18 protein-coding genes are annotated in these 21,350 nt (G+C 70.6%); 7 read left to right on the top strand and 11 right to left on the bottom strand.

Annotated elements, in window-relative coordinates; genetic code table 11:
* Window positions 1-20: 20 nt before the first annotated feature.
* From ACFYO9_RS09695 to ACFYO9_RS09685, 3 genes are all read right to left on the bottom strand, one after another.
* Complete coding sequence (locus tag ACFYO9_RS09695) at window positions 21-1,655, bottom strand: DUF6345 domain-containing protein (RefSeq protein WP_358776672.1); 1,635 nt, start codon at window positions 1,653-1,655, stop codon at window positions 21-23.
* Window positions 1,656-1,979: 324 nt separating this feature from the next.
* Entirely contained in the window at window positions 1,980-2,666 is a 687-nt protein-coding gene (locus ACFYO9_RS09690; protein WP_358776671.1) for a LysE family translocator, read from the bottom strand.
* Between the two features lie 104 nt (window positions 2,667-2,770).
* Complete coding sequence (locus ACFYO9_RS09685; RefSeq protein ID WP_358776698.1) at window positions 2,771-3,160, bottom strand: VOC family protein; 390 nt, start codon at window positions 3,158-3,160, stop codon at window positions 2,771-2,773.
* A gap of 168 nt (window positions 3,161-3,328) precedes the next feature.
* Here ACFYO9_RS09685 and ACFYO9_RS09680 point away from each other — a divergent pair, with 168 nt between their 5' ends.
* From ACFYO9_RS09680 to dnaK, 3 genes are all read left to right on the top strand, one after another.
* The gene (locus ACFYO9_RS09680; protein ID WP_355817237.1) at window positions 3,329-4,129 is read left to right on the top strand and encodes an SAM-dependent methyltransferase; all 801 of its coding nucleotides are present in this window, start codon (window positions 3,329-3,331) and stop codon (window positions 4,127-4,129) included.
* 184 nt (window positions 4,130-4,313) lie between these two features.
* Window positions 4,314-4,739: an OsmC family protein gene (locus ACFYO9_RS09675; protein WP_358776670.1), complete on the top strand. Its 426-nt coding sequence runs from the start codon at window positions 4,314-4,316 to the stop codon at window positions 4,737-4,739.
* A gap of 149 nt (window positions 4,740-4,888) precedes the next feature.
* On the top strand, window positions 4,889-6,781 hold the full coding sequence (dnaK, locus tag ACFYO9_RS09670; protein ID WP_358776669.1) for a molecular chaperone DnaK: 1,893 nt from the start codon (window positions 4,889-4,891) through the stop codon (window positions 6,779-6,781).
* A gap of 32 nt (window positions 6,782-6,813) precedes the next feature.
* Here the strand turns inward: dnaK and narI are convergent, their stop codons facing one another.
* From narI to ACFYO9_RS09645, 5 genes are all read right to left on the bottom strand, one after another.
* Window positions 6,814-7,536 carry a respiratory nitrate reductase subunit gamma gene (gene narI / locus ACFYO9_RS09665; RefSeq protein ID WP_355817227.1) on the bottom strand — a complete coding sequence of 241 codons (723 nt, stop codon included), beginning with the start codon at window positions 7,534-7,536 and terminating at the stop codon, window positions 6,814-6,816.
* Window positions 7,533-8,111, bottom strand: coding sequence for a nitrate reductase molybdenum cofactor assembly chaperone (gene narJ, locus ACFYO9_RS09660; protein WP_358776668.1), 579 nt, complete (start codon window positions 8,109-8,111; stop codon window positions 7,533-7,535). Before narJ ends, narI begins: the two co-directional genes overlap by 4 nt.
* A complete protein-coding gene (gene narH, locus ACFYO9_RS09655) occupies window positions 8,108-9,766 on the bottom strand; it encodes a nitrate reductase subunit beta (RefSeq protein ID WP_358776667.1) in 1,659 nt (552 codons plus the stop codon). Before narH ends, narJ begins: the two co-directional genes overlap by 4 nt.
* Complete coding sequence (locus ACFYO9_RS09650; RefSeq protein WP_358776666.1) at window positions 9,766-13,449, bottom strand: nitrate reductase subunit alpha; 3,684 nt, start codon at window positions 13,447-13,449, stop codon at window positions 9,766-9,768. Before ACFYO9_RS09650 ends, narH begins: the two co-directional genes overlap by 1 nt.
* Window positions 13,450-13,551: 102 nt before the next feature.
* Complete coding sequence (locus tag ACFYO9_RS09645; RefSeq protein ID WP_358776665.1) at window positions 13,552-14,403, bottom strand: helix-turn-helix transcriptional regulator; 852 nt, start codon at window positions 14,401-14,403, stop codon at window positions 13,552-13,554.
* 44 nt (window positions 14,404-14,447) lie between these two features.
* Here ACFYO9_RS09645 and ACFYO9_RS09640 point away from each other — a divergent pair, with 44 nt between their 5' ends.
* The 4 genes from ACFYO9_RS09640 (at window position 14,448) to ACFYO9_RS09625 (ending at window position 18,630) form a co-directional block, all read left to right on the top strand.
* Window positions 14,448-14,753: a 4a-hydroxytetrahydrobiopterin dehydratase gene (locus tag ACFYO9_RS09640; RefSeq protein ID WP_358776664.1), complete on the top strand. Its 306-nt coding sequence runs from the start codon at window positions 14,448-14,450 to the stop codon at window positions 14,751-14,753.
* A 282-nt stretch (window positions 14,754-15,035) separates the two neighbouring features.
* Window positions 15,036-15,695: a response regulator transcription factor gene (locus ACFYO9_RS09635; protein ID WP_355817213.1), complete on the top strand. Its 660-nt coding sequence runs from the start codon at window positions 15,036-15,038 to the stop codon at window positions 15,693-15,695.
* Window positions 15,696-15,825: 130 nt separating this feature from the next.
* On the top strand, window positions 15,826-17,373 hold the full coding sequence (locus ACFYO9_RS09630) for an MFS transporter (RefSeq protein ID WP_358776663.1): 1,548 nt from the start codon (window positions 15,826-15,828) through the stop codon (window positions 17,371-17,373).
* Between the two features lie 51 nt (window positions 17,374-17,424).
* Window positions 17,425-18,630, top strand: coding sequence for an FAD-dependent oxidoreductase (locus ACFYO9_RS09625; RefSeq protein ID WP_358776662.1), 1,206 nt, complete (start codon window positions 17,425-17,427; stop codon window positions 18,628-18,630).
* 11 nt (window positions 18,631-18,641) lie between these two features.
* On the opposite strand, the gene ACFYO9_RS09620 is transcribed toward ACFYO9_RS09625, so the two are convergent.
* Genes ACFYO9_RS09620 through ACFYO9_RS09610 form a run of 3 tightly spaced genes read right to left on the bottom strand, consistent with a single transcriptional unit; the run spans window position 18,642 to window position 21,349 of the window.
* Window positions 18,642-19,229: a TetR/AcrR family transcriptional regulator gene (locus ACFYO9_RS09620; protein WP_358706841.1), complete on the bottom strand. Its 588-nt coding sequence runs from the start codon at window positions 19,227-19,229 to the stop codon at window positions 18,642-18,644.
* A gap of 20 nt (window positions 19,230-19,249) precedes the next feature.
* Complete coding sequence (locus tag ACFYO9_RS09615) at window positions 19,250-20,536, bottom strand: acyltransferase domain-containing protein (RefSeq protein ID WP_358776661.1); 1,287 nt, start codon at window positions 20,534-20,536, stop codon at window positions 19,250-19,252.
* A 3-nt stretch (window positions 20,537-20,539) separates the two neighbouring features.
* Window positions 20,540-21,349: a cyclase family protein gene (locus ACFYO9_RS09610; RefSeq protein ID WP_358776660.1), complete on the bottom strand. Its 810-nt coding sequence runs from the start codon at window positions 21,347-21,349 to the stop codon at window positions 20,540-20,542.
* Window position 21,350 lies beyond the last annotated feature (1 nt).

The following is a 21,350-nucleotide window of genomic DNA, read 5'->3' as shown; positions in this document are numbered from 1 at the left end:
GGGTCTACCGCTGTCCGGGCCTACCGGGCGAGCGGTGCGACGACCCAGCGACGGGTCTTGAACATGCTGTCCCGCGCGCCGATCTCGATCAGCTTGCGGGCCGCGGGGTACGCCTCGTCGCCCTCCACCTCGTAACCGACGTCGAACGTGCCGGGCACGTCCGTGATCTCGAGCGACTGCTCCGCCGCCGCGCCGCGCGCGCCCTCCTCACCGGCGGTGACCGCCGCGAGGTGGGCGAGCAGCCTGCGCTGCGCCGCTTCCAGGGCCCCCCGCGGGTCGCGCTCCAGCGGGGCCGCCGAGGCCGTGCCGCCCTTGGGCTGCGGCGGGGAGATCTCGCTGCTCGGCTCGCGGGTGGCGCCGGTGGCCCGGCGGGTGGCGATCTGCGCCTGCACGGGCGTGCCGTCGTTGTCGAGGCCGACGCGGATCAGGCCGAGGCCCGGGGTGATGACGGGGACGCCGTCGAAGACCTGCCGGAACGTCACATGGGTCTGCAGCGAGACCGGTCGCCCGACCTCCGAGCCGTCCTTCGTCCCGGAGTTCTGCATCAGGTCGTGCACGCCGTCGACGACCAGCTCGGCGCCCTCGGCGTACCGCTCGGCGAAGGTCCGCGCCGCCTCGATCGCGCGCTCGGTGGGCAGTTGCCGGGTGTTGTGGTGGTTGGGCTCGGCGAGCCTGATCCAGTGGTTGCCCTGCGGCGAGGTGGAGATGACGCGGTCGCCGGAGGTCGCGCTGAGCACGCCCATCCGCTCGGTCTGGATCTCCTGCAGCGAGGCCGAAGGGAAGTCGGCGAGCTGCCCGAGCCGGCTCAGCTCGGCGCCCGGCTCCGCGGGCGCCAGCTGGACGATCTGCCGCTGTCCGGGGAGCTGGGTGAGCGTGTCCCTGATGCTGGCGCGCGCGTAGTACCAGCGCCACGCGTACCAGCTGTCCGGCACGTGCTCGCGGTAGAAGTTCCGCTCGGTGTTGAGGCGGTTGGTGGCCTCGGCCTGGGTGGCGCCGACCGCGCACACCGACGGCGCCTGGCCGTGGTAGATGTCCCAGCTGGCGTTCAGCCAGGCGTCGCAGTACGTCTGCCCGGCCCGCCACTTCTCCCAGAACTTCTTGCCGTAGTCGCCGCTGTCGATGCTGGTCGTCTCGAACCCGAAGAGCATCCGGAAGCCGATGTTGGGGCCGCCCCAGGTGCGGATCGGGGAGTGGCCGCCGGTGACCTTGAGCGAGTCGCAGGTCGAGAAGAAGACGTAGTTCACCTTCTCGTTGCCGAGCGCCATCCGGTTGGAGACCGCGTCGCTGCGGCCGTCCCAGGCGGCGCCGAGCGGCGCGAAGAACACGCCGTTGCCGTCCATGCCGCCGTGGCCCGAGTGGTACACGGCGACGACCGCGTCCATCCCGTACCGGTCCTGCCAGTTGTCGTACGTCTCCTCGTACGCCCACACCTGGGCGCCGCCGTCGGCGAACCAGAAGTTGCGGTCGTAGAACTGCTGGAGGTACGCCAGCCAGCCGGTGGCGTCCTCGTGCGTGTGGTAGAGCGTCGCCTGGTTCACGAACTTCTGGATGCTGAAGGCACCCCACCAGCCGAAGGTCGAGTCCCGGTCCCCCGCGGCTGAGGGTTTCTCCGGTTCGAGTGGAGAGGGACCGCGGTCCGAGTAGTTGATGCGCATGGCCAAACCCCCTGAGACGGTCTCCTCGCGCCGTGCGCGAGGGGGCCTCAAAGTGTCACCGCGAACGCCCGTTGCCCAGTTGCCATTCCGGCCATAGGACCCCGGCCACGGGGCCGTTCCCGCACCTCAGCGGCCCCTCGGGCCCACCGGCATACACCACGTGTTCGGATCCGCGGATCCGCACCTGCGGGCCCCGCTCGAACACGGCCGGGGTGTGCGGCGGCCCGATTTCATCCTGGCGCGACTACTCATCGTTCCTGTGACCGCCCCGCTGTCCAAGCTCGCACCGGAGCAACGGAGTTGAGCAGATTGCAATCGGCCCCGTCAGGCGACCGTCGCGACGCCGATGCCGATCGCGATGAACAGCCAGCCGGTGGTCAGCTCCCAGCGGTGCCGGATCTTCGGGTGGGCCAGCAGGGCGCGCAGGCGGGCGGCGACGGCCACCAGGGCGAACCAGTAGACGATCCCGATCAGGACGTCCAGGGCGCCGAGCAGGAAGATCTGCCGCGGCATCGAGCCGTCGCCGTCGACGAACTGCGGCAGGATGCTGAGGAAGAACAGCGCGGCCTTGGGGTTGAGCACATTGGTGAAGAACCCCTGGGTGAAGCCGGAACGCCACCGCGCGCCGCCACCCTCGAACTGTGTTGCCTGCTGCGGTGGTTGAGGGAGGGCATCCGGGCGGCGGCGGCCCCCGTGCGTCGTCCCTCCAGCAGCGCGCTCCCGAGCGGCTCGGCGGGCGGCACGCACCGCACGTACGCCCAGGTAGACCAGGTAGGCCGCGCCCAGAAGTTTGACCGTGTCGTACACCGCCGGCGAGCGGGTGGCGAGCACCGAAAGGCCGACGGCGGCGGCGATCATGTGCACACACAGCCCGGCCTGTGCGCCCAACGCGGCCGCTCGTCCCCTGGCCGGATGCTCGACCGCCGACCGGACCACCACCAGGAAGTCCGGGCCGGGCACCAGATACGCCACCAGCACCACGCCGAGGAAACCGATGAGGTCGACCGACATTCGCGCTCCGTCTCGTCCGCCAAGAGCAGGCCCAGGGGCTTACCCCTACCCGCGGATCGGCTTCGGGCGCACGTCTGTCGGCAAAACGGTGGACGGGCCTGCGCTCAGTCGAGGCAGAACTCGTTGCCCTCGACGTCCTGCATCACGAGGCACGACTCGTTCTCGTCGTCGGCCGGCAGCAACCGCACGCGGGTCGCGCCGAGTGCGACCAGGCGTGCGCACTCCGCTTCGAGCGTCGACAGACGTTCCTCGCCCACCAGGCCGGTGCCGGCCCGTACGTCGAGATGCACACGGTTCTTGACGGTCTTCCCCTCGGGGACGCGTTGGAAGTACAGCCGCGGGCCCACCCCCGTGGGATCCGCACATGCGGCCCACGCGCCGCGGTCTTCGGGAGGCGGCGCAAGCTCGTAGCCCAGCGCCTCGCACCAGAAGCGGGCGACGCGTTCGGGTTCCGCGCAGTCGAAGGTGACCTGGAACTTCTTCACAACCGGCATCGATGAGATCGAGGACATCGGCGCACCCTAACAAGGCAGGTGCGGCCCCGGTGAATCCCCGGCGTACCGTCTGCAGTTCAATGGCTGTCGAGTAGTCCAAAGGCGGCCGAGTGGTTCAGTGACTGTTCGGTGACGGCTCAAGTCCAGCGGTGAAGAGCGGAGTTGCCCATGCACGGTGCAGGCGATCGGATCGATACCTCGACGGCCCACTCGGCGCGGGTGTACGACTACATCCTGGGCGGCAAGGACCACTACCTGGTCGACGTCGAGGCGGGGGACGTCATGTGCCGGCACTGGCCCGCGCTGCCCGTGCACATGCGGGAGAACCGGCGGTTCATGCACCGCGCAGGGCGCTACCTCGCCCAGGAGCAGGGCGTCCGCCAGTTCCTCGACATCGGCACCGGCCTGCCCACCGCCCCCAACCTGCACGAGGTCGCCCAGGACGTCGCGCCGGAGTCCCGCGTCGTCTACGTCGACAACGACCCCATCGTGCTGGCCCACGCCCGCGCCCTGCTGCAGAGCTCCCCGGAGGGCGCGACCGCCTACGTCGACGCCGACATGCACGACCCGGACGCCATCCTGGACAGCCCCGAGTTCCGCGCCCTCATCGACCTCGGCGAACCCGTGGGACTGATGATCATCGGGATCCTGCACTTCATCCTGCCCCCGGACGACCAGCGCCTGGTACGGCGGCTGCTCGACCCGCTGCCGTCCGGCAGTTTCCTCGCGCTGACCATCGGCACCGCCGACTTCGCCCCCGAGGAGGTCGGACGCGTCGCCGAGGAGTACGCGCAGCAGGGCATGCCCATGGTGCTGCGCGACCTGCCGACCGCCACGTCCTTCTTCGACGGGATGGATCTGCTCGACCCGGGCGTCACCCAGGTGCACAAGTGGCGGCCCGGCCCGACGCAGGAAGGCATCGACGACCGGGCCATCGCGATGTACGGGGCGGTCGCCCGCAAGCGCTGACGGACGCGGGACGCGGCGCCGGCCACGCAGCAGCCACGTACCGGCCACGTACCAGCCATGTAAGCGACCACCCTCGCGCCCAGGTACGCCGTTTTCACGCGGAGTGTGATCGGATGGCGGCAACGGAAGTTCCGCTCGCGGAACCGCGCCGAACCTCATGAACCGCACTGAAGGGAACTGCATCGTGGCAACCACGCGCTCCGCGCACACGGTCTGGGAAGGCTCTCTGACGGAGGGCTCGGGCACCGTCACCTTCGACTCCTCCGGCATCGGCGAGCAGGCGGTGTCCTGGCCGTCGCGCGCCGAAGAGGCGAACGGCAAGACCAGTCCGGAGGAGCTGATCGCCGCCGCGCACTCCAGCTGCTTCGCCATGGCGCTGTCGCACACCCTGACCGGCGCCGGCAACCCGCCCACCCGGCTCACCACCTCCGCCGACGTGACCCTGCAGCCGGGCACCGGCATCACCGGCATCCACCTCACCGTCGAGGGCGTCGTGCCCGGGCTCGACGAGGCCGGCTTCGTCGAGGCCGCCGAGACCGCCAAGGCGGGCTGCCCGGTGAGCCAGGCCCTGTCGGCCACGACCATCACGCTCTCGGCCAAGCTGGCCTGACCCGGCGCCCGTTGACGATGCCGCCGCCCCGCTCCGGGGTGGCGGCATTGTCACGCGCGGCATTGACAACAGCCCGCTCAAGTTTTGTGATGGAGAACGGAGTAGACCTGGAGACGGGGACGTGAGCCCGCGGCGGAAGGGACTGGACCATGGCACGTGCGGTCGGGATCGATCTCGGTACGACGAACTCAGTGGTGGCCGTGCTGGAGGGTGGTGAGCCCACCGTCGTCGCCAACGCGGAGGGGGCCCGCACCACGCCCTCGGTCGTCGCGTTCGCCAAGAACGGCGACGTTCTGGTGGGCGAGGTCGCCAAGCGGCAGGCGGTCACCAACGTGGAGCGCACCGCGCGCTCCGTCAAACGCCATATGGGCGACGGCGGTTGGCGGTTCCCGGAGGAAGGCTCCGTGGACGGCACCCGCTTCACCGCGCAGGAGCTGTCCGCGCGCGTCCTGCAGAAGCTGAAGCGCGACGCCGAGTCCTATCTGGGCGAGGACGTCAGGGACGCGGTGGTCACCGTGCCCGCGTACTTCGACGACACCCAGCGCCAGGCCACCAAGGAGGCCGGCGAGATCGCGGGGCTCAACGTCCTGCGGATCATCAACGAACCGACGGCGGCGGCCCTCGCGTACGGCCTCGACAAGGGCGACGACGAGACCGTGCTCGTCTTCGACCTCGGCGGCGGCACCTTCGACGTCTCGCTCCTGGAGATGGGCGAGGGCGTCATCGAGGTGAAGGCCACCAACGGCGACACCCGGCTCGGCGGCGACGACTGGGACCAGCGGATCGTCGAGTACCTGGTCCGCCGGTTCAAGAACGGCCACGGCGTGGACCTCGGCCAGGACAAGATGGCGCTGCAACGCCTGCGGGAGAGCGCCGAGAAGGCGAAGATCGAGCTGTCCTCGTCGAGCGAGACCGACATCAACCTGCCCTACATCACCGCCTCGGCCGAGGGACCGCTGCACCTGGCGGAGAAGCTGACCCGCGCCCAGTTCCAGGAGTTGACCGCCGACCTGCTCGACCGGTGCAAGGAGCCCTTCCACCAGGCGGTGCAGGACGCCGGCGTCGAACTCTCCGCCGTGGACCACGTGATCCTGGTGGGCGGCTCCACGCGGATGCCCGCGGTGACGGAGCTGGTCAGGGAGCTCACCGGCAAGGACCCGCACAAGGGCGTCAACCCCGACGAGGTGGTGGCGCTCGGCGCCGCGCTGCAGGCCGGGGTGATCCGCGGCGACGTCAAGGACGTGCTGCTGCTCGACGTGACGCCGCTGTCCCTCGGCATCGAGACCAAGGGCGGCATCATGACCAAGCTCATCGAGCGCAACACCACGATTCCCACGCGGCGTTCGGAGACCTTCTCCACCGCCGAGGACAACCAGCCCTCGGTCGGCATCCAGGTTTTCCAGGGCGAGCGGGAGATCGCCGCGTACAACAAGAAGCTCGGCGTCTTCGACCTGACCGGGCTGCCGCCCGCCCCGCGCGGCGTCCCCAAGATCGAGGTCACCTTCGACATCGACGCCAACGGCATCATGCACGTCTCGGCGAAGGACGAGGCCACCGGGCGCGAGCAGCGCATGACCGTGACCGGTGGCTCCGCGCTGCCCAAGGACGACATCAACCGCATGGTGCGCGAGGCCGAGGAGCACGCGGAGGAGGACCGCAAGCGGCGCGAGGCGGCGGAGACCCGCAACCAGGCGGAGCAGCTCGTCTACCAGACGGAACGCTTCCTGCGGGACAACGGCGACAAGGTGCCCGCCGCCACGAAGTCCGAAGTGGAGGCGGCCGCCACGGAGTTGAAGGAGCTCCTCAAGAACCGCGCCGACGACACGACGGCCCTGCGCGCCGGCGCGGAGAAGCTGGCCGCCGTCAGCCAGAAGATGGGTCGGGCGATGTACGCGGACGCGGGCGGGAGCGCCCAGGAGCAGCAGGCCACGGAGGGCACTGAGGCCACGGAGTCCACCGCCGAGGAGAGCGTGGTCGACGCCGAGATCGTGGACGAGGACGATCGGGGCGGGGACGACCGGGACAAGGGCGCCACCCCGTAACCGGCAGGGCAGCGGATGGGGAGCGGGTGGGGTCAGGAACCCGTCCGCTCCCAGCCCCGCCGGTCCGGCCGCGCCCCGACCCGCTTGGGATCCTTCGTGCGGTAGACCACGTACGGCCGGAACAGATACTGCACCGGTGCGCTGAACATGTGGATGAGCCGGGTGAACGGCACCAGCGCGATGAGGGCCATCCCGACCACCGCGTGGATCTCGTACAGCACCGGCACCCCCGCCATCCGGTCGATGTCCGGCTGCAGCGTGAACAGGCTGCGCGCCCACGGGGCAATGGACACCCGGTAGTTGTAGCCGTCGCCCGACGCGTGCGTCAGCTTGGCGACCATGCCGAGCACGATCGCCGCGAACAGCACCAGGTACATCAGCTTGTCGTTGGCCGTCGTCGCGCGGAACACCGGCGTGTTGGTCCGCCGCCGGTAGAGCAGCAGCAGGATGCCGAGGACCAGGAGGATGCCGGCCGCGGTGCCGCCGTACAGCGAGAACAGGTGGTACGTGTGCTCGGTCAGGCCCACCTTGTCCGTCCACGACTGCGGCAGGAACAGCCCCACCAGGTGGCCGACGAGCACGAAGAGGATGCCGTAGTGGAACATCGGCGACGCGATGTTCAGGAGCTTCGACTCGTACACCTGGGAGGAGCGGGTCGTCCATCCGAACTTGTCGTAGCGGTAGCGCCAGACGGTGCCGGCGATGAGCAGGACGAAGGCGACGTAGGGGAGTACGCCCCACAGCAGCGTTTTCATGAGGGGCGCTCCCCGATGAGTGCGAAGGGTTGCAGGCCGACGTCCTCGCGCGGCGGCCCGGAGCGGGCCAGGGCCTGGGCCTCGGCGCGGTCCTTGGGCGTGGGGCCCGGCAGGGTCGCGCACACCGCCTCCAGGACCGCCGCGTACGGCGTGCCGAAGTCGGCGAGCGCGATCCGCAGCAGTTCGAGGCCGCCGCGGTGTTCCGTCAGGAGCACCGGCCCGGCGTGCGCGGAGAACTCGAGGACCGCGGGCAGGAAGTCCGGCAGCTCCTCGTCGGTGAACTCCAGGCCGTGCTCGCGGTAGACCTCCTTGAAGCGGACCAGGGCCATGCCGCGCCGCCGGGTGTCGCCCTCCCGCCACCAGCTCAGATACAGGCTGTGCCGGTTCTTGAAGTCGAAGACCTGGACGTAGTGGGCGGCGAGCTCGCGGGGCCCGGTGGTGCGGGCATACTCCAGGAAGCCGCCGAGTTCCGTGGGCGCGGCCGCCGTAAGGAGCGGGAGCCGCTCGCGGAACTCCTCGTCGGGGTAGGCCAGGCAGAGCGCGGCGGCCTGGTAGAGCAGGGCGTGCCGGGTCACTCGTCGTCCTCCTTGGCCGCGTGGGCCTTCTCGGCCGCGCTGGGCTGTTCGTCGGCGGTCTGCCGGGCGCGCAGCGTGTGGAAGTTCTCGATGGTGACCAGCGGCAGCTGGCGGCGGCCGGAGTCCTGCCCGAAGGGCCCGTCGTCGCCCATGCCGGGACCGCCCTCGTAGTCGAGGCTGCAGGAGTCCGGCAGCGCCGACTCCTCCAGGCGCTGCGCGTCGGCGACGGCCGCCGTCGGAATGACGTACCGGTCCTCGTACTTGGCGATGGCGAGCAGCCGGTACATCTCCTCGATCTCGGTGCCCGTCATCCCCACGGACCGCGCGGTCGCGTCGTCCGGCCGGTCGCCGAGGTTGATGGCCCGCATGTGTGCCCGCATCGCGGCGAGCTTCTCCAGGGAGGAGCGCACGGGGCCGACGTCGCCCGCCGTGAAGATCTCCGCGAGGTACTCCAGGGGGATGCGCAGCGTGTCGATGGCGCCGAACAGATTGCCCAGGTCCTCGCCGTCGTGGCCGGTCTCGGTGAGCGCGTCGACGACGGGGGAGAGCGGCGGGATGTACCAGACCATCGGCATGGTGCGGTACTCCGGGTGCAGCGGGAGCGCCACCTTGTACTTGCTGATCAGCGCGTGCACGGGGGAGCGGCGGGCCGCCTCGATCCAGTCGTGGGAGATCCCGGACCGCTCCGCGTCGCGCCGCACCTCGGGGTCGTCCGGGTCCAGGAAGACACCCAACTGCGCCTCGTACAGCCGGTGTTCGTCGGGCTCGGAGGCGGCCGCCGTCACCCGGTCGGGGTCGTACAGGATCACGCCGAGGTAGCGCAGCCGGCCCACGCACGTCTCCGAGCAGACCGTCGGCAGGCCCACCTCGACGCGCGGGTAGCACATGGTGCACTTCTCGGCCTTGCCGGTGCGGTGGTTGAAGTAGACCTTCTTGTACGGGCAGCCGGTCACGCACTTGCGCCAGCCCCGGCAGTGGTCCTGGTCGACGAGGACGATGCCGTCCTCGGAGCGCTTGTACATCGCGCCGGACGGGCAGGACGCCACGCACGACGGGTTCAGGCAGTGCTCGCAGATGCGCGGCAGATAGAACATGAAGGTCTGCTCGAAGGCGAACTTCACCTTCTCCGCGGCCTGTTCGCGGGTCTTGGCGACCATGGGGTCGAGGTGGCCGTGCTCCGTGGCGCCGCCGAGGTTGTCGTCCCAGTTGGAGGACCACTCGATCTTCATGGGCTTGCCGGAGATCAGCGAGCGCGGCTCGGCCACCGGGTAGTCGTCGCCCAGCGGGGCGTCGGTGAGGTTCCTGTACTCGTACGTCCAGGGCTCGTAGTAGTCCTTGATCTCCGGGAGCTTGGGGTTGGAGAAGATCTCAAGGAGCGACTTGACGCGGCCGCCGTTCTTGAGCTTCAGGGCGCCCTTCTTGTTCAGCTCCCAGCCGCCGCGCCACTTCTCCTGGTCCTCGTAGCGGCGCGGATAGCCCTGGCCCGGGCGGGTCTCGACGTTGTTGAACCAGACGTATTCCATGCCGTCGCGGTTGGTCCACGCCTGTTTGCAGGTGACCGAGCAGGTGTGGCACCCGATGCACTTGTCGAGGTTCATGACCATCGCGATCTGGGCCATGACGCGTCGTCCGCCGTCGGCTTGGCCTCGGGGCATCAGTACTGCACCTCCTGGCTGCGGCGGCGGATGACCGTCACCTCGTCGCGCTGGTTGCCCGTCGGGCCGAGGTAGTTGAACGCCCAGGACAACTGCGCGTATCCGCCGATGAGATGGGACGGCTTGAGGATCAGCCGGGTCAGCGAGTTGTGGATGCCGCCCCGCTTGCCGGTGGTCTCCGCCTTGGGGACGTTCACGGTGCGCTCCTGCGCGTGGTGCATGAAGACGGTGCCGGCCGGCATGCGGTGCGAGACGATGGCGCGGGCCACCACCACGCCGTTGCGGTTGACGGCCTCGATCCAGTCGTTGTCCCGCACCCCGATCGCGTCCGCGTCCTGCGGCGCCATCCAGATGCACTGGCCGCCGCGCGAGAGCGACAGCATGAAGAGGTTGTCCTGGTACTCGGAGTGGATCGACCACTTGTTGTGCGGCGTGAGGTAACGGACCGTCACCTCCGTCTCGCCGTCCGGGCCGAGCCGTGGCTCGCCGAAGAGCCGGTTCATGTCGAGCGGCGGCCGGTAGACGGGCATCGCCTCGCCCAGCTCGTGCATCCAGTCGTGGTCGATGAAGAAGTGCTGGCGCCCGGTGAGCGTGTGCCAGGGCTTGAGGTGCTCGGTGTTGAGCGTGAACGCCGTGTACCGGCGCCCGCCGGACTCGCTGCCCGACCACTCCGGCGAGGTGATCACCGGGACCGGTGCGGCCTGCGTGTCGGCGTACGTGACGCGCTTGCCCTCGTGCTCGGCGGCGAGGTGCGCCATCTCCTGGCCGGTGCGCGCCTCCAGGGTGTGGAAGCCCTGGGTGGCGAGGCGGCCGTTGGTCGTGCCGGACAGGGCGAGGATGGTGTTGGCGGCCTTCACCGCCGTGTCCAGGGCGGGCCGGCCGTCGGCGGGACCGCCGCGCACGACGCCGTTGCGCTCACGCAGCTCGTCGACTTCCTGGTCGGGGTGGAACGCGATCCCCTTCACCGGCAGCCCGAGCTTCTCCACCAGCGGGCCGAGCGCGGCGAACTTCGCGCCGATCGCGGTGTAGTCGCGCTCCACCACGGTGAGGTTCGGCATCGTCCTGCCCGGGACGGCCTCGCACTCACCCTTGCGCCAGTCCAGGACGACCCCGCCGGGCTGCGCGGTCTCGCCGGGCGTGTCGTGCTGGAGCGCGGTGGCGACGAGGTCCTTGCGTACGCCGAGGTGGTCCACCGACAGCTCGCTGAGGCGGTCGGCGATGGCGTGGAAGGTGTCGAAGTCGGTGCGGGCCTGCCAGGGCGGGTCGACGGCCGGCGTGAAGGAGTGCACGTAGGGGTGCATGTCCGTGGTCGACAGGTCGTGCTTCTCGTACCAGGTGGCCGCGGGCAGCACCACGTCGGAGAGGAGCGTCGAGGAGGTCTGGCGGAAGTCCAGGGAGACGAGCAGGTCGAGCTTGCCCTCGGGGGCCTCGTCGCGCCACGTCACCGTGGAGGGCCGCTCGTCCGGGCCGGCCTCTTCGGCGCGCAGCGAGGAGTGCGTGCCGAGCAGGTGCTTGGTGAAGTACTCGGCGCCCTTCGCGGACGAGCCGAGCAGGTTGGCACGCCACAGGGTGAGGACGCGCGGCCAGTTCTCCGGGGCGTCGGGGTCCTCGCAGGCGAACTTGAGGGTGCCCGCCTTGAGTTCGTCGACGGCGCCCGCCACCGGGTCGCCCGCCCGCTCGCCGAGGTCCAGGGAGTTGCGGTCGAACGTCGGGTACGACGGCATCCAGCCGGTCCTCGCGGACAGCGCGAGACAGTCGGCGCCCGTCATCCCGGCGAACCGGCCCTCACCCAGCGGCGAGGCGAGGACGTCCGCGGCGAACCGGTCGTAGCGCCACTGGTCGGTGTTGAGGAACCAGTACGCGGCGCCGATCATCTGCCGCGGCGGCCTGCTCCAGTCGCCCGCGCCCGCCAGCGTCGCCCAGCCGGTCACCGGGCGGCACTTCTCCTGCCCCACGTAGTGCGCCCAGCCGCCGCCGTTGCGGCCCTGGCAGCCGGTGAGCTGCAGCAGCGCAAGGAAGGAGCGGTAGATCGTCTCCGAGTGGAACCAGTGGTTGGTGCCGGCGCCCATCAGGATCATGCAGCGGCCGCGGGACTTCTCCGCCGTCGCCGCGAACTCCCGTGCGATCTTCACGCACTTGGCGGCCGGGACGGAGGTGTGCGCCTCCTGCCAGGCGGGCGTGCCGGGGGTGTCCGCGTCCTCGTACGAGGCGGGCCAGACGCCCGGCAGACCCTCGCGCCCCACCCCGTACTGCGCGAGCAGCAGGTCGAAGACCGTGGTCACCAGCGGCCCGTCCTGGCCGCCGAGCCGGGTGGCGGGCACGCCGCGCCGCACGACCTCGCCGCGGCCCTGGCCGTGGACGCCGCCCTCGGTGTCGAAGCGCGGCAGCAGCACCTCGACGCCGCTCGCCACGTCCGAGCCGTGCAGGGACAACTGCGGCTCGATGTCGCCGAGTTCGAGGTTCCATCTGCCCTTGCCGGATTCGGTCCAGCGGAAGCCCAGGGAGCCGTTCGGCACGGCCGGCCGGCCCGTGTTCGCGTCGAGCACGGCCGTCTTCCAGTCGCCGCCCTCGCCCTCCTCGCCCAGGTCGGCGGCGCGCAGGAACTTCGCGGGGACATACGCGCCGTCCCGCTCGGTGAGGGTCACCAGGAAGGGCAGATCGGTGAACCGGCGGACGTAGTCGGTGAAGAACTCCGTCGGCCGGTCGACGAAGAACTCCTTCAGGATCACGTGGCCCATGGCGATGGCCAGCGCCCCGTCGGTGCCCGGATGCGGGTGCAGCCACTCGTCGGCGAACTTGGCGTTGTCGGCGTAGTCGGGCGCCACGACCACCACCTTCTGGCCGCGGTAGCGGGCCTCGGCCATCCAGTGCGCGTCCGGCGTCCGCGTCACCGGGACGTTCGAGCCCCACATCATCAGATACGCGGCGTCCCACCAGTCACCCGACTCCGGCACGTCCGTCTGGTCGCCGAAGACCTGCGGGGACGCGACCGGCAGGTCCGCGTACCAGTCGTAGAAGGAGAGCATCGGCGCGCCGATGAGGCTCATGAAGCGGGCCCCGGCCGCGTGCGAGACCATCGACATCGCGGGGATGGGGGAGAAGCCGGCGACCCGGTCGGGCCCGTACGTCTTGATGGTGTGGACGTGCGCGGCCGCGATGATCTCGACGGCCTCGTCCCAGCTCGCCCGCACCAACCCGCCCTTGCCGCGCGCCTGTTGGTAGGTCCTGCGGCGCTCCGGGTCGCCCTGGATGTCCGCCCAGGCGAGCACCGGGTCCCTGAGCCGCGCCTTCGCCTCCCGGTACATGTCGAGGAGGACGCCGCGCAGATACGGGTAGCGGACGCGCGTGGGGGAGTACGTGTACCAGGAGAACGCGGCGCCTCGCGGGCAGCCGCGCGGCTCGTACTCGGGGCGGTCGGGGCCGACGCTCGGGTAGTCCGTCGCCTGCGTCTCCCACGTGATGATGCCGTCCTTGACGTACACCTTCCAGCGACAGGAGCCGGTGCAGTTCACGCCGTGCGTCGAGTTCACGACCTTGTCGTGGCTCCACCGGTCCCGGTAGAAGGCGTCCGCGTCCCGGCCGCCGGTCAGCCGCACGCTGTGCAGGTCGGGGGCGGGGGTGCCGCGCCGGAAGAACTTCCCCGCCCGCAGCAGGGCGGCGGCGGGCTCGGTCGTCTCTGTCACCGTGGAGCTCCCTAGGTCTGCCTCCCACCGAACCTAGGCGCGACAGGCGCGGGGCACCCGCCGGCCGCCGCCGTACGGGTTGCGGGCCCGGCGGGACCACCGCTAGGGCAGGTGGGTCCGCAGATACTTGGCCGTCGCCGGGTCGGCCGGGAGCAGCGTCTCGATGGCCAGCTCGGCCACCGTCACGTCCATCGGGGTGTTGAAGGTCGAGATCGACGAGATGAACGACAGCACGTGCCCGTCGTGCTCGATCCGCAGCGGCAGCGCGAAGTAGGGCACGTCCGTCCCCGCCTCGAAGGCGTCCACGCCGGGATCCGCCACCGGGTACGCCGCCACCTCCTCGTACACCTCCCGCAGCGCGGCGGAGCGCCGCAGCGCGATCTGCCGCTCCATCTGGTGCAGCAGGTGGCCCCGCCACTCGCGCAGGTTGCGGATCCGGGGGGCGAGGCCCTCCGGGTGGAGCGTGAGGCGCATCGCGTTCAGGGGCGGGGCCAGGAGATGCTCGGGGAGCCCGTCGAGCATCATCGCGATGCCGCGGTTCGCCGCGATGACGCCGTACGTCGCGTCGACCACCAGCGCCGGATAGGGCTCGTACCCGGCAAGGAGCTGGTCGAGACCCTCGCGCAGGGTGCCCATGGACGGATCGTCCAGCGAGGTCTCCCGGTAGCGGGGAGCGTAACCGGCGGCCAGCAGAAGGGAGTTGCGCTCCCGCATCGGCACGTCCAGATGGTCGGCAAGACGCAGCAGGAACTCCTCGCTCGGCCGTGACCGGCCCGTCTCGACGAAGCTGATGTGCCGGGCGGAGGAGTCGGCGCGCAGCGCCAGGTCCAGCTGGCTCACCCGGCGCCGCTCACGCCAGCCGCGCAGCAGCGGCCCCACGCCCGACGCGTGATCGGCGGCCGTCCCCTTGGCCCTGTCTCCGGTGGTCCCCTTGGCGCGCGCGGCGGTCGTCATACGTAGACGGTAAGCGAACGCACCGTGTGGCAAGGTGAATCGGCATGAACCCCGAACCGCTTTCGCAGCAGGAGACCGAGGACCGCCTCGCCGAGCTGCCCGGCTGGACCGTGGCGGACGGCAGGCTGACCCGCTCCTACCGGCTCGGCACGCACTTCGCCGCGACCGGCCTGGTCGTCCACATCGCCCAGACGCAGGAGGAGCTCGGTCACCACTCCGACCTGACGCTCGGTTACAACAGCGTCCGGCTGGCGGTGCACACGCACAGCGCGGGCGGCGCCCTCACCGCCCTCGACTTCGCACTCGCGCGCAGGGTCGAGGAGTTGGCGCCCGGTCACGGCGCCGAGTAATGGGGAATGAGTTACTAGAGGTGCGGAAGGGGAAATTGATCGCCCCTCGACGGAGCGCCCGGCGGCGTACGAACTTGTATTCGACATCGCGCGAACCCGAGATCTCCGTGGGAATAGGAATGGTAAATTCCGGTGAAATAGGAATCGAGAATTCCGCTGTAGCGCGCGTCTCGGGTGGCTAAATTCCCCACGCTCCAATGGAGTTGATTGAAGTGTGCGGTACTCTGTTCCGCAGGCGGGTAATTCAGCGATGAAGGAATCCACATCACGGGGGCTGCTCGGATGATAAAGGTTCTGCTGGTCGACAACGAAAAGATCGTCATCGAGGGATTATGCAAGCTCCTGGAGGGATTCGCGGAGTTCTCCGTGGTCTCGCTCGCTTGCGACGGCCCGTCGGCGCTGCGCCAGATGCGGCTGCACTTCCCGCACATCGTTCTGATGGGTCTCGGCGTTCCGGGCATGGGGGGCGTCGGGGCGACCCGTGCGATTCGCCGGGACTTCAGTCACACGCGGATCGTCATCCTGACCTCCAATCAGCAGCCCGTCTATATGCGGGAGGCCTTCCAGGCCGGCGCCAACGCCTACCTGTCGCGCACCATCGGTGCGAGTGAGCTCCGCACCGCCCTGCTCACGGTGCACCGGGAGGGGGTGGCCCTCTCCTCCGAGACCGCGGCGCACGTCCTCGGGCTCGTGTCCGAGCGGCCGGTCGCGGGCGGCTCTCCGCTCGCCCGGCTGACGGAGCGCGAGCGGCAGATCCTGTACCTGGTCGCGGATGACCAGGAGACCGGGCACATCGCCAAGTTCCTGGGCATCAGCCCGAAGACCGTCCGGAACTACCTCAGCCGCATCTACGCCAAACTCGGCACCCCGAACCGGGTGCAGACCGTCCTGTACGCCAGGCGTTTCCTGGGGCAGCCGGCCGAGCTGCCCGCCGAGTCGTAGTTCTCCCCGCACGCCTTCGTCCCCTCCGGAACGCCTTGCCGCGTCGTTCTTAGATACGCTACGCTCCTCGTATCGTATTTAAATGGGAGCCCGACGGATGCGAGGGGACCCCGGCTGAGGGGAGGGGACCATGGCACGCGGCCGCTGGTGGACACTGGGCGTGGTGTGTGTCGGCAGTTTCATGCTGCTGCTCGACGTCACCATCGTGAACATCGCGCTGCCCGAGATCGAGAGCGCCCTCGACGCGACGCTCACCGATCTCCAGTGGGTGGTCGCGGCCTACGCGGTCGCGCTGTCGGCCGCCCTGCTCACGGCGGGTTCGCTCGCCGACAAGTTCGGGCGGCGCGCCCTCTTCTCGTGGGGGATGGTGCTGTTCTGCGTCGCCTCGTTCCTGTGCGGCGTGGCCGGTGATCCGCTGCTGCTCATCCTGGCGCGCGCGCTGCAGGGGGTGGGTGGCGCCGCCATGCTCGCCACCTCGCTCGCCCTGCTCGCCGCCGCCTACCCGGAGAGCAAGGACCGGCACCTGGCGCTCGCCGTCTGGGGAGCGGTCAGCGGGGCCGCCCTCGCCGTAGGACCGCTCGCCGGTGGCCTCCTGGTCGAGGGCGCTGGCTGGCGGTGGATCTTCCTGGTCAACCTGCCGGTCGGCGCGCTGGCCCTGATCGCCACGGTGACCAGGGTCGACGAGTCCAGGGCGCCGGCCGCGGGCCGCATCGACTGGCCGGGCTTCCTCACCCTCGGCACCGCCCTCGGCTCGCTCTCGTTCGCCCTGCTCCGGGCCAACGAAGAGGGCTGGGGCAGCTTCCAGGTGGTGGGCGCCTTCGTGGTCGCCGCCGCCGGACTCGGCCTGTTCGTCCTCGTCGAGCGGTCCCGGCGCGACCCGATGCTGCCGGGCAGCGTCTTCACCCGGATCACCACCACGGGCGCCAGCGTCGGAGTCCTCGCGATGAGCGCCACCGCCTTCGCGCTGCTGCTCTATCTGACGCTCTATCTGCAGACGGTGCTCGGCCTCGAACCGCTCGCGGCGGGCCTGCGCCTGCTGCCGCTCACCCTGTCCATCTTCGTCGCCTCCGCACTCGCCGCGCGGCTCGGCACCGTAGTGCCCGCGCGCTGGCTGGTCTCCTCGGGCCTCGCCTGCATCGGCGTCGGCCTGCTCCTGATGGGCGGCCTCGACGTGGGCGACGCATGGACGGCGCTGCTCGCCGGGCAGCTCGTCACCGGTCTCGGTGTCGGCCTGGTCAACCCCAATGTGGTGGCCGCGGCGATGGGCGCGGTCGAACCGTCACGGGCAGGCATCGCCTCCGGCCTGAGCAACACCTGCCGCTCGCTGGGGATCGCCGTGGGCATCGCGTCCCTCGGCGCCGTCTTCGCCGACCGGGTGCGCGACGGAGTACGCGAGGAGCTGTCCGGTACGCCGCTCTCCGGCCGGGCCGACGAGTTGTCGCACGCCGTGTCGTCGGGCCAGGTCGGCGAGGTGATCGGCAGGCTCCCGCCCAAGCAGCGAGGCGTGTTCTCGCACGCCGCCGAGGCCGGCTTCATCGACGGACTCAACTCGATCCTGGTCGTCGCGGCGATCGTCGCGTTCATCGGGGCGGTCGCCGTGCTGCCTCTCATCAGGAGCCGGGACATCGACACATCGGACCCGGACGGCGCGCGCATGGCGATGACGGCGGGGCACTGAGCACGGCACCGGACCGACCACCCCGGCCACCCACACCCAGGAGCCCGACGAATGAAGACCGAACAGATCCAGGCATGCGTCGTCGGCGGCGGGCCCGCCGGAATGATGACGGGTTTCCTGCTCGCCCGCCAAGGGGTGGACGTAGTGGTCCTGGAGAAGCACGGCGACTTCCTGCGGGACTTCCGCGGGGACACCGTGCACCCCTCGACCCTGCGGATCTTCGAGGAACTCGGCCTGATCGACGAGTTCCTGCAGATTCCGCACAGCAAGGTCTCCACCATCACGGTGGAGACCCCGGCCGGGCCCACCGACTTCGCGGACTTCTCCAAGCTCGGCGGCCGCTTCCCGTACATCGCGTTCATGCCCCAGTGGGACGTGCTCGACTTCCTGGCCCGCAAGGCCGCGGAGCTGCCCGGCTTCCGGCTGATCCAGAAGGCGGAGGCCGTCGACGTGATCCGCGAGGGCGACGAGGTGCGCGGCGTCCGCGCCGAAACCCCCGACGGGCCCCTGGAGTTCCGGACGAACCTCGTCATCGCCGCCGACGGACGGCACTCGTCCATGCGACGGGCCGTCGGCCTCCCCGTGGTCTCCGGGGCGGCGCCCATGGACGTGCTCTGGTTCCGGTTGAGCAGGGAACCGGACGAGACCATGAGTTTCCTGCACACGGGATCGGGCTTCGTGCTGATCACCATCGACCGCGGCGACTACTGGCAGATCGCGTACGTCATCCCGCAGGGCCAGTACGAAACCGTCCGGCGCGAGGGCCTCGGCCGGCTGCACGCCGATGTGACCGCCATATACGCGCAGTTCGCCGGCCGGCTGCGGGCGGAGATCGACGACTGGGACGAGGTGAAGCTGCTGAGCGTCCGCGTCGACCGGCTCCGCACCTGGTACCGCCGGGGGCTGCTGTGCATCGGGGACGCGGCGCACGCGATGTCGCCCGCGGGCGGAGTCGGGATCAACCTCGCGGTGCAGGACGGGGTGGCCGCGGCCCGGATGCTGGGTCCTGTCCTGCGCGCCGGCCGGCGGCCCACCCGGAAGGAACTCTCCCGCGTCCAGCGCCGGCGCGCGCTCCCCGTCCGCGCCATGCAACTGGCACAGGTCCACATGCTCGCCGACCTCTACCCCAAGGACCGGCACTCCACGGTCGAGCGGCCGTTCGCCGCACGCCTCGTGCGGAGGTTCCCCTTCCTCGGCCGCTGGACCGCCCACTTCATCGGGGTCGGACTGCGTCCGGAACGGGTCGGCCGTGACTGAACGGCCCGCCGTCAGGCCCGCAGAGCGGGCCAGATCGTGTCGAGCACGCTGTCGGCCCAGTCGGCGGGCACGGAGCCCTGGACCGCGGACCGGGCGATGAACGAACCGGCCATCATGGTGACCACCGTCTGGTAGTCGGCGTCCGGGCGCAGCTCGCCGTCGCGCACACCTGCCTGCAGCGCGCCGAGCAGAATGTCGAGCCGTGGCTGAAGCACACCTTCACGGAATGCACGGGTGAATTCCGGGTCCTCGTCGCCGTGCAGGAGAGCGGCCAGCGCGCGCAGGCCCACGACCTCCTCCAGGCCGTACCTGAATTGCCTCAGCAACTCGGCAACCCGTTCCCGGGACGGCAGGTCGGACGGCGGCTCCGGCATGCCTTCGACGAACGCGAGGGACGCCCGCAGCAATTCATAGCGGTTCTTGTGTCTGCGGTAGATCGTGGTCTTCGCGGAGCCCGAATAAAGGGCCACGGCCTCGACCGTGACGCCCTGAGGGCCCCGCTCGCGCAGCAATTTCAGCGCGGCCGCGACGATTTCCCGGGACACTTCCGCGCTGCGCGGGCGCCCCGGCGACGGTCGGGTCGTATTCTCCTGAGCCATTCAAGCCATTGTAACGACGGCTATCGGCCGCCGGAGCACTCGGGATGGACACCGCCGAACCAGCGCACCGGCGCCCCCGCGGTGTAGAGCCTGCCGAGGCTGTCGAGCATCGGGCCGCGGCCGTCGGTGCTGCGCCCGAGGGAAGCCAGCCACTGCCGTCCACCGCCCGGCAGGCAGCGGGCACCGAGACCGACGAGTGCCCGTCCCGGACCCGCTTCGACATACGTGTCGGAGCCCAGGCCGTCCAGGGTCCTGATCGCGTCAAGGAAGCGGACCGGGCCGCGCATATGGCGGCGCCAGTGCCCCGGATCGCTCACCGCGGCGGCCTCCACCAGGGTGCCGGTCACCGTCGAGACCAGTGGAATCCGCGGCGCCGCGAAGGTGACCGCCGTGGCGGCCTCGGCCAACGCGTCGAGCGCCGGCTCCTGGAGCGGGGAGTGCAGGCCCTGCGGTACGGGCAGCCAACTCACCCGTACGCCGTCCGCCGCCAGACGGTCCGTCAGCCGGGTCAGCGCCTCGACGTCGCCGGAGAGCGACACCTCGTGCTCCGAGACGACCGCGGCGACGTCCACCGCTTCCGTGCCGTCCGCGAGCAGTTCGCGTGCCGCGGCCTCGTCGAGGGTGACCATCGCCATCGCGCCGTCCGTCACCCGCGCCGCCAGCGAGGCCTCGGTGCCGAGCAGCCGCATGGCCGCCTCGGGGGAGAGGACCCCGGCACAGCACGCCGCGGTGTACTCGCCCGAGCTGAACCCGAGCACGGCGGTGGGTTCGATGCCCCAGGTGCGCCACAGGGCGGTGAGCGCGAGGCTCACGCTGAACGTGCCGAGCGCGGCGGCCACCAGTCGGTGCACGGCGTCGCCGCGTCCCGACGCGGGATCGAGCAGTTCCTGCAGGGGGTGGCTGAGGAAGGGCCGGGCCGCCTCGGCGCAGCGGTCGACGACGGACCGGAACGTCGGCGCCGTGCGGTAGAGCCCGTGCCCCATGCCGAGGAACTGCGCGCCCTGACCACTGAACAGGAACGCGACGCGCGGTCCGGCCGCGCGCGCCGCTCCGGCCGACACCCCGCGCGCCGTGGTGCCGTCGAGGTACGCCCGCAGGCCCGCCGTCAGCTCGTCGGCGTCCCGTCCGGTCACCGCGAGCCGGTGTGTGTCGTGCCGGGCCGCGGCGGCGGTGGTGCACAGGGCGTCGGGAGAGGTGGCGCCGGGCGCCGACAGTGACCGCACGACGGCCCGGGCGCGGTCCGCGAGTGCGTCCGCAGTGGCCGCCGAGAGCGGCAGCAGATGCGTGGTGTGCGGGGTCAGGGTCATCCCTTACGCCGTCTCCGTCCTGGCCACCGCACGGCACCAGGCGGCACCGGCGTCGGCCAGGGCGATCGGGAAGGCCATGAAGGTGAAGGGTTCCGGTGGCAGCTCGCGCAGCCGGGCCAGCCCTTCGATCTGGATGAACTCGCGTTTCCTGCCGTGCATATGGGCGGGCCACAGCGCGTGCGGGTCGCGGGTGCGGAAGAACTTCTCCACCATGGGGCGGGCGGGCCCGTCGAAGCTCCAGCAGTCCGTGCCGAGCACCTTCACGCCGAGGTCCAGCAGATGGTCGACGGCGCGCGGGGAGATCGCGGTCGACTCCGTGTAGTAGGCGGCGGTGCCGAGGCGCAGATCCGAGTCGGTACGGAACAGCACCACCGTGCCGGGGCCCACCGCGCGACCGGCCGTGCGCAGCGCCTCCTTGACGTCGCCCTCGCCGACGCTCCCGCCGCATCCGCGCACGTCGAGGACGACCCCCGGCCCGCTGAACCACTCCAGCGGCAGCTCCACGACCTTCTTCGCGGGCCGGCCCTCGCACTCGGGTCCGTAGTGGAAGGGCGCGTCCACGTGGGTGCCCTGGTGCACGGACATCCGGTAGAACTCGTTCGACAGGAAGCAGCCCCCGGGCACGTCCGCTTCCCTCAAGCGGCGTCCGCCGGTCAGCCACCGCCAGTAGTTGACGCGGCGCTCGCGTCGGCTGTCGCCGGGCAACGCCCTGATCCGCCGGGTGAGATGGCGTATCCCGTCCCGGTGCAGCCACTGCTCGAACTCCACGCCGGGCGCCCGGCGACTGATGGGAATGCTCAGATCGACATACATG

It is taken from the genome of Streptomyces sp. NPDC005863, assembly GCF_042871345.1.
Taxonomy (GTDB): domain Bacteria; phylum Actinomycetota; class Actinomycetes; order Streptomycetales; family Streptomycetaceae; genus Streptomyces.
Note: the sequence above shows the minus strand (reverse complement) of the source record. Positions and strands in the feature narration are given on the sequence as shown.

Excerpts from the sequence above, each read along its gene's own strand:
- ACFYO9_RS09695 (WP_358776672.1), bottom strand. The coding sequence starts at position 1,655 with ATGCGCATCAACTACTCGGACCGCGGTCCCTCTCCACTCGAACCGGAG.
- ACFYO9_RS09690 (WP_358776671.1), bottom strand. The coding sequence starts at position 2,666 with ATGTCGGTCGACCTCATCGGTTTCCTCGGCGTGGTGCTGGTGGCGTAT.
- ACFYO9_RS09685 (WP_358776698.1), bottom strand. The coding sequence starts at position 3,160 with ATGCCGGTTGTGAAGAAGTTCCAGGTCACCTTCGACTGCGCGGAACCC.
- ACFYO9_RS09680 (WP_355817237.1), top strand. The coding sequence starts at position 3,329 with ATGCACGGTGCAGGCGATCGGATCGATACCTCGACGGCCCACTCGGCG.
- dnaK (WP_358776669.1), top strand. The coding sequence starts at position 4,889 with ATGGCACGTGCGGTCGGGATCGATCTCGGTACGACGAACTCAGTGGTG.
- narI (WP_355817227.1), bottom strand. The coding sequence starts at position 7,536 with ATGAAAACGCTGCTGTGGGGCGTACTCCCCTACGTCGCCTTCGTCCTG.
- narH (WP_358776667.1), bottom strand. The coding sequence starts at position 9,766 with ATGCCCCGAGGCCAAGCCGACGGCGGACGACGCGTCATGGCCCAGATC.
- ACFYO9_RS09645 (WP_358776665.1), bottom strand. The coding sequence starts at position 14,403 with ATGACGACCGCCGCGCGCGCCAAGGGGACCACCGGAGACAGGGCCAAG.
- ACFYO9_RS09640 (WP_358776664.1), top strand. The coding sequence starts at position 14,448 with ATGAACCCCGAACCGCTTTCGCAGCAGGAGACCGAGGACCGCCTCGCC.
- ACFYO9_RS09635 (WP_355817213.1), top strand. The coding sequence starts at position 15,036 with ATGATAAAGGTTCTGCTGGTCGACAACGAAAAGATCGTCATCGAGGGA.
- ACFYO9_RS09630 (WP_358776663.1), top strand. The coding sequence starts at position 15,826 with ATGGCACGCGGCCGCTGGTGGACACTGGGCGTGGTGTGTGTCGGCAGT.
- ACFYO9_RS09625 (WP_358776662.1), top strand. The coding sequence starts at position 17,425 with ATGAAGACCGAACAGATCCAGGCATGCGTCGTCGGCGGCGGGCCCGCC.
- ACFYO9_RS09620 (WP_358706841.1), bottom strand. The coding sequence starts at position 19,229 with ATGGCTCAGGAGAATACGACCCGACCGTCGCCGGGGCGCCCGCGCAGC.
- ACFYO9_RS09615 (WP_358776661.1), bottom strand. The coding sequence starts at position 20,536 with ATGACCCTGACCCCGCACACCACGCATCTGCTGCCGCTCTCGGCGGCC.
- ACFYO9_RS09610 (WP_358776660.1), bottom strand. The coding sequence starts at position 21,349 with ATGTATGTCGATCTGAGCATTCCCATCAGTCGCCGGGCGCCCGGCGTG.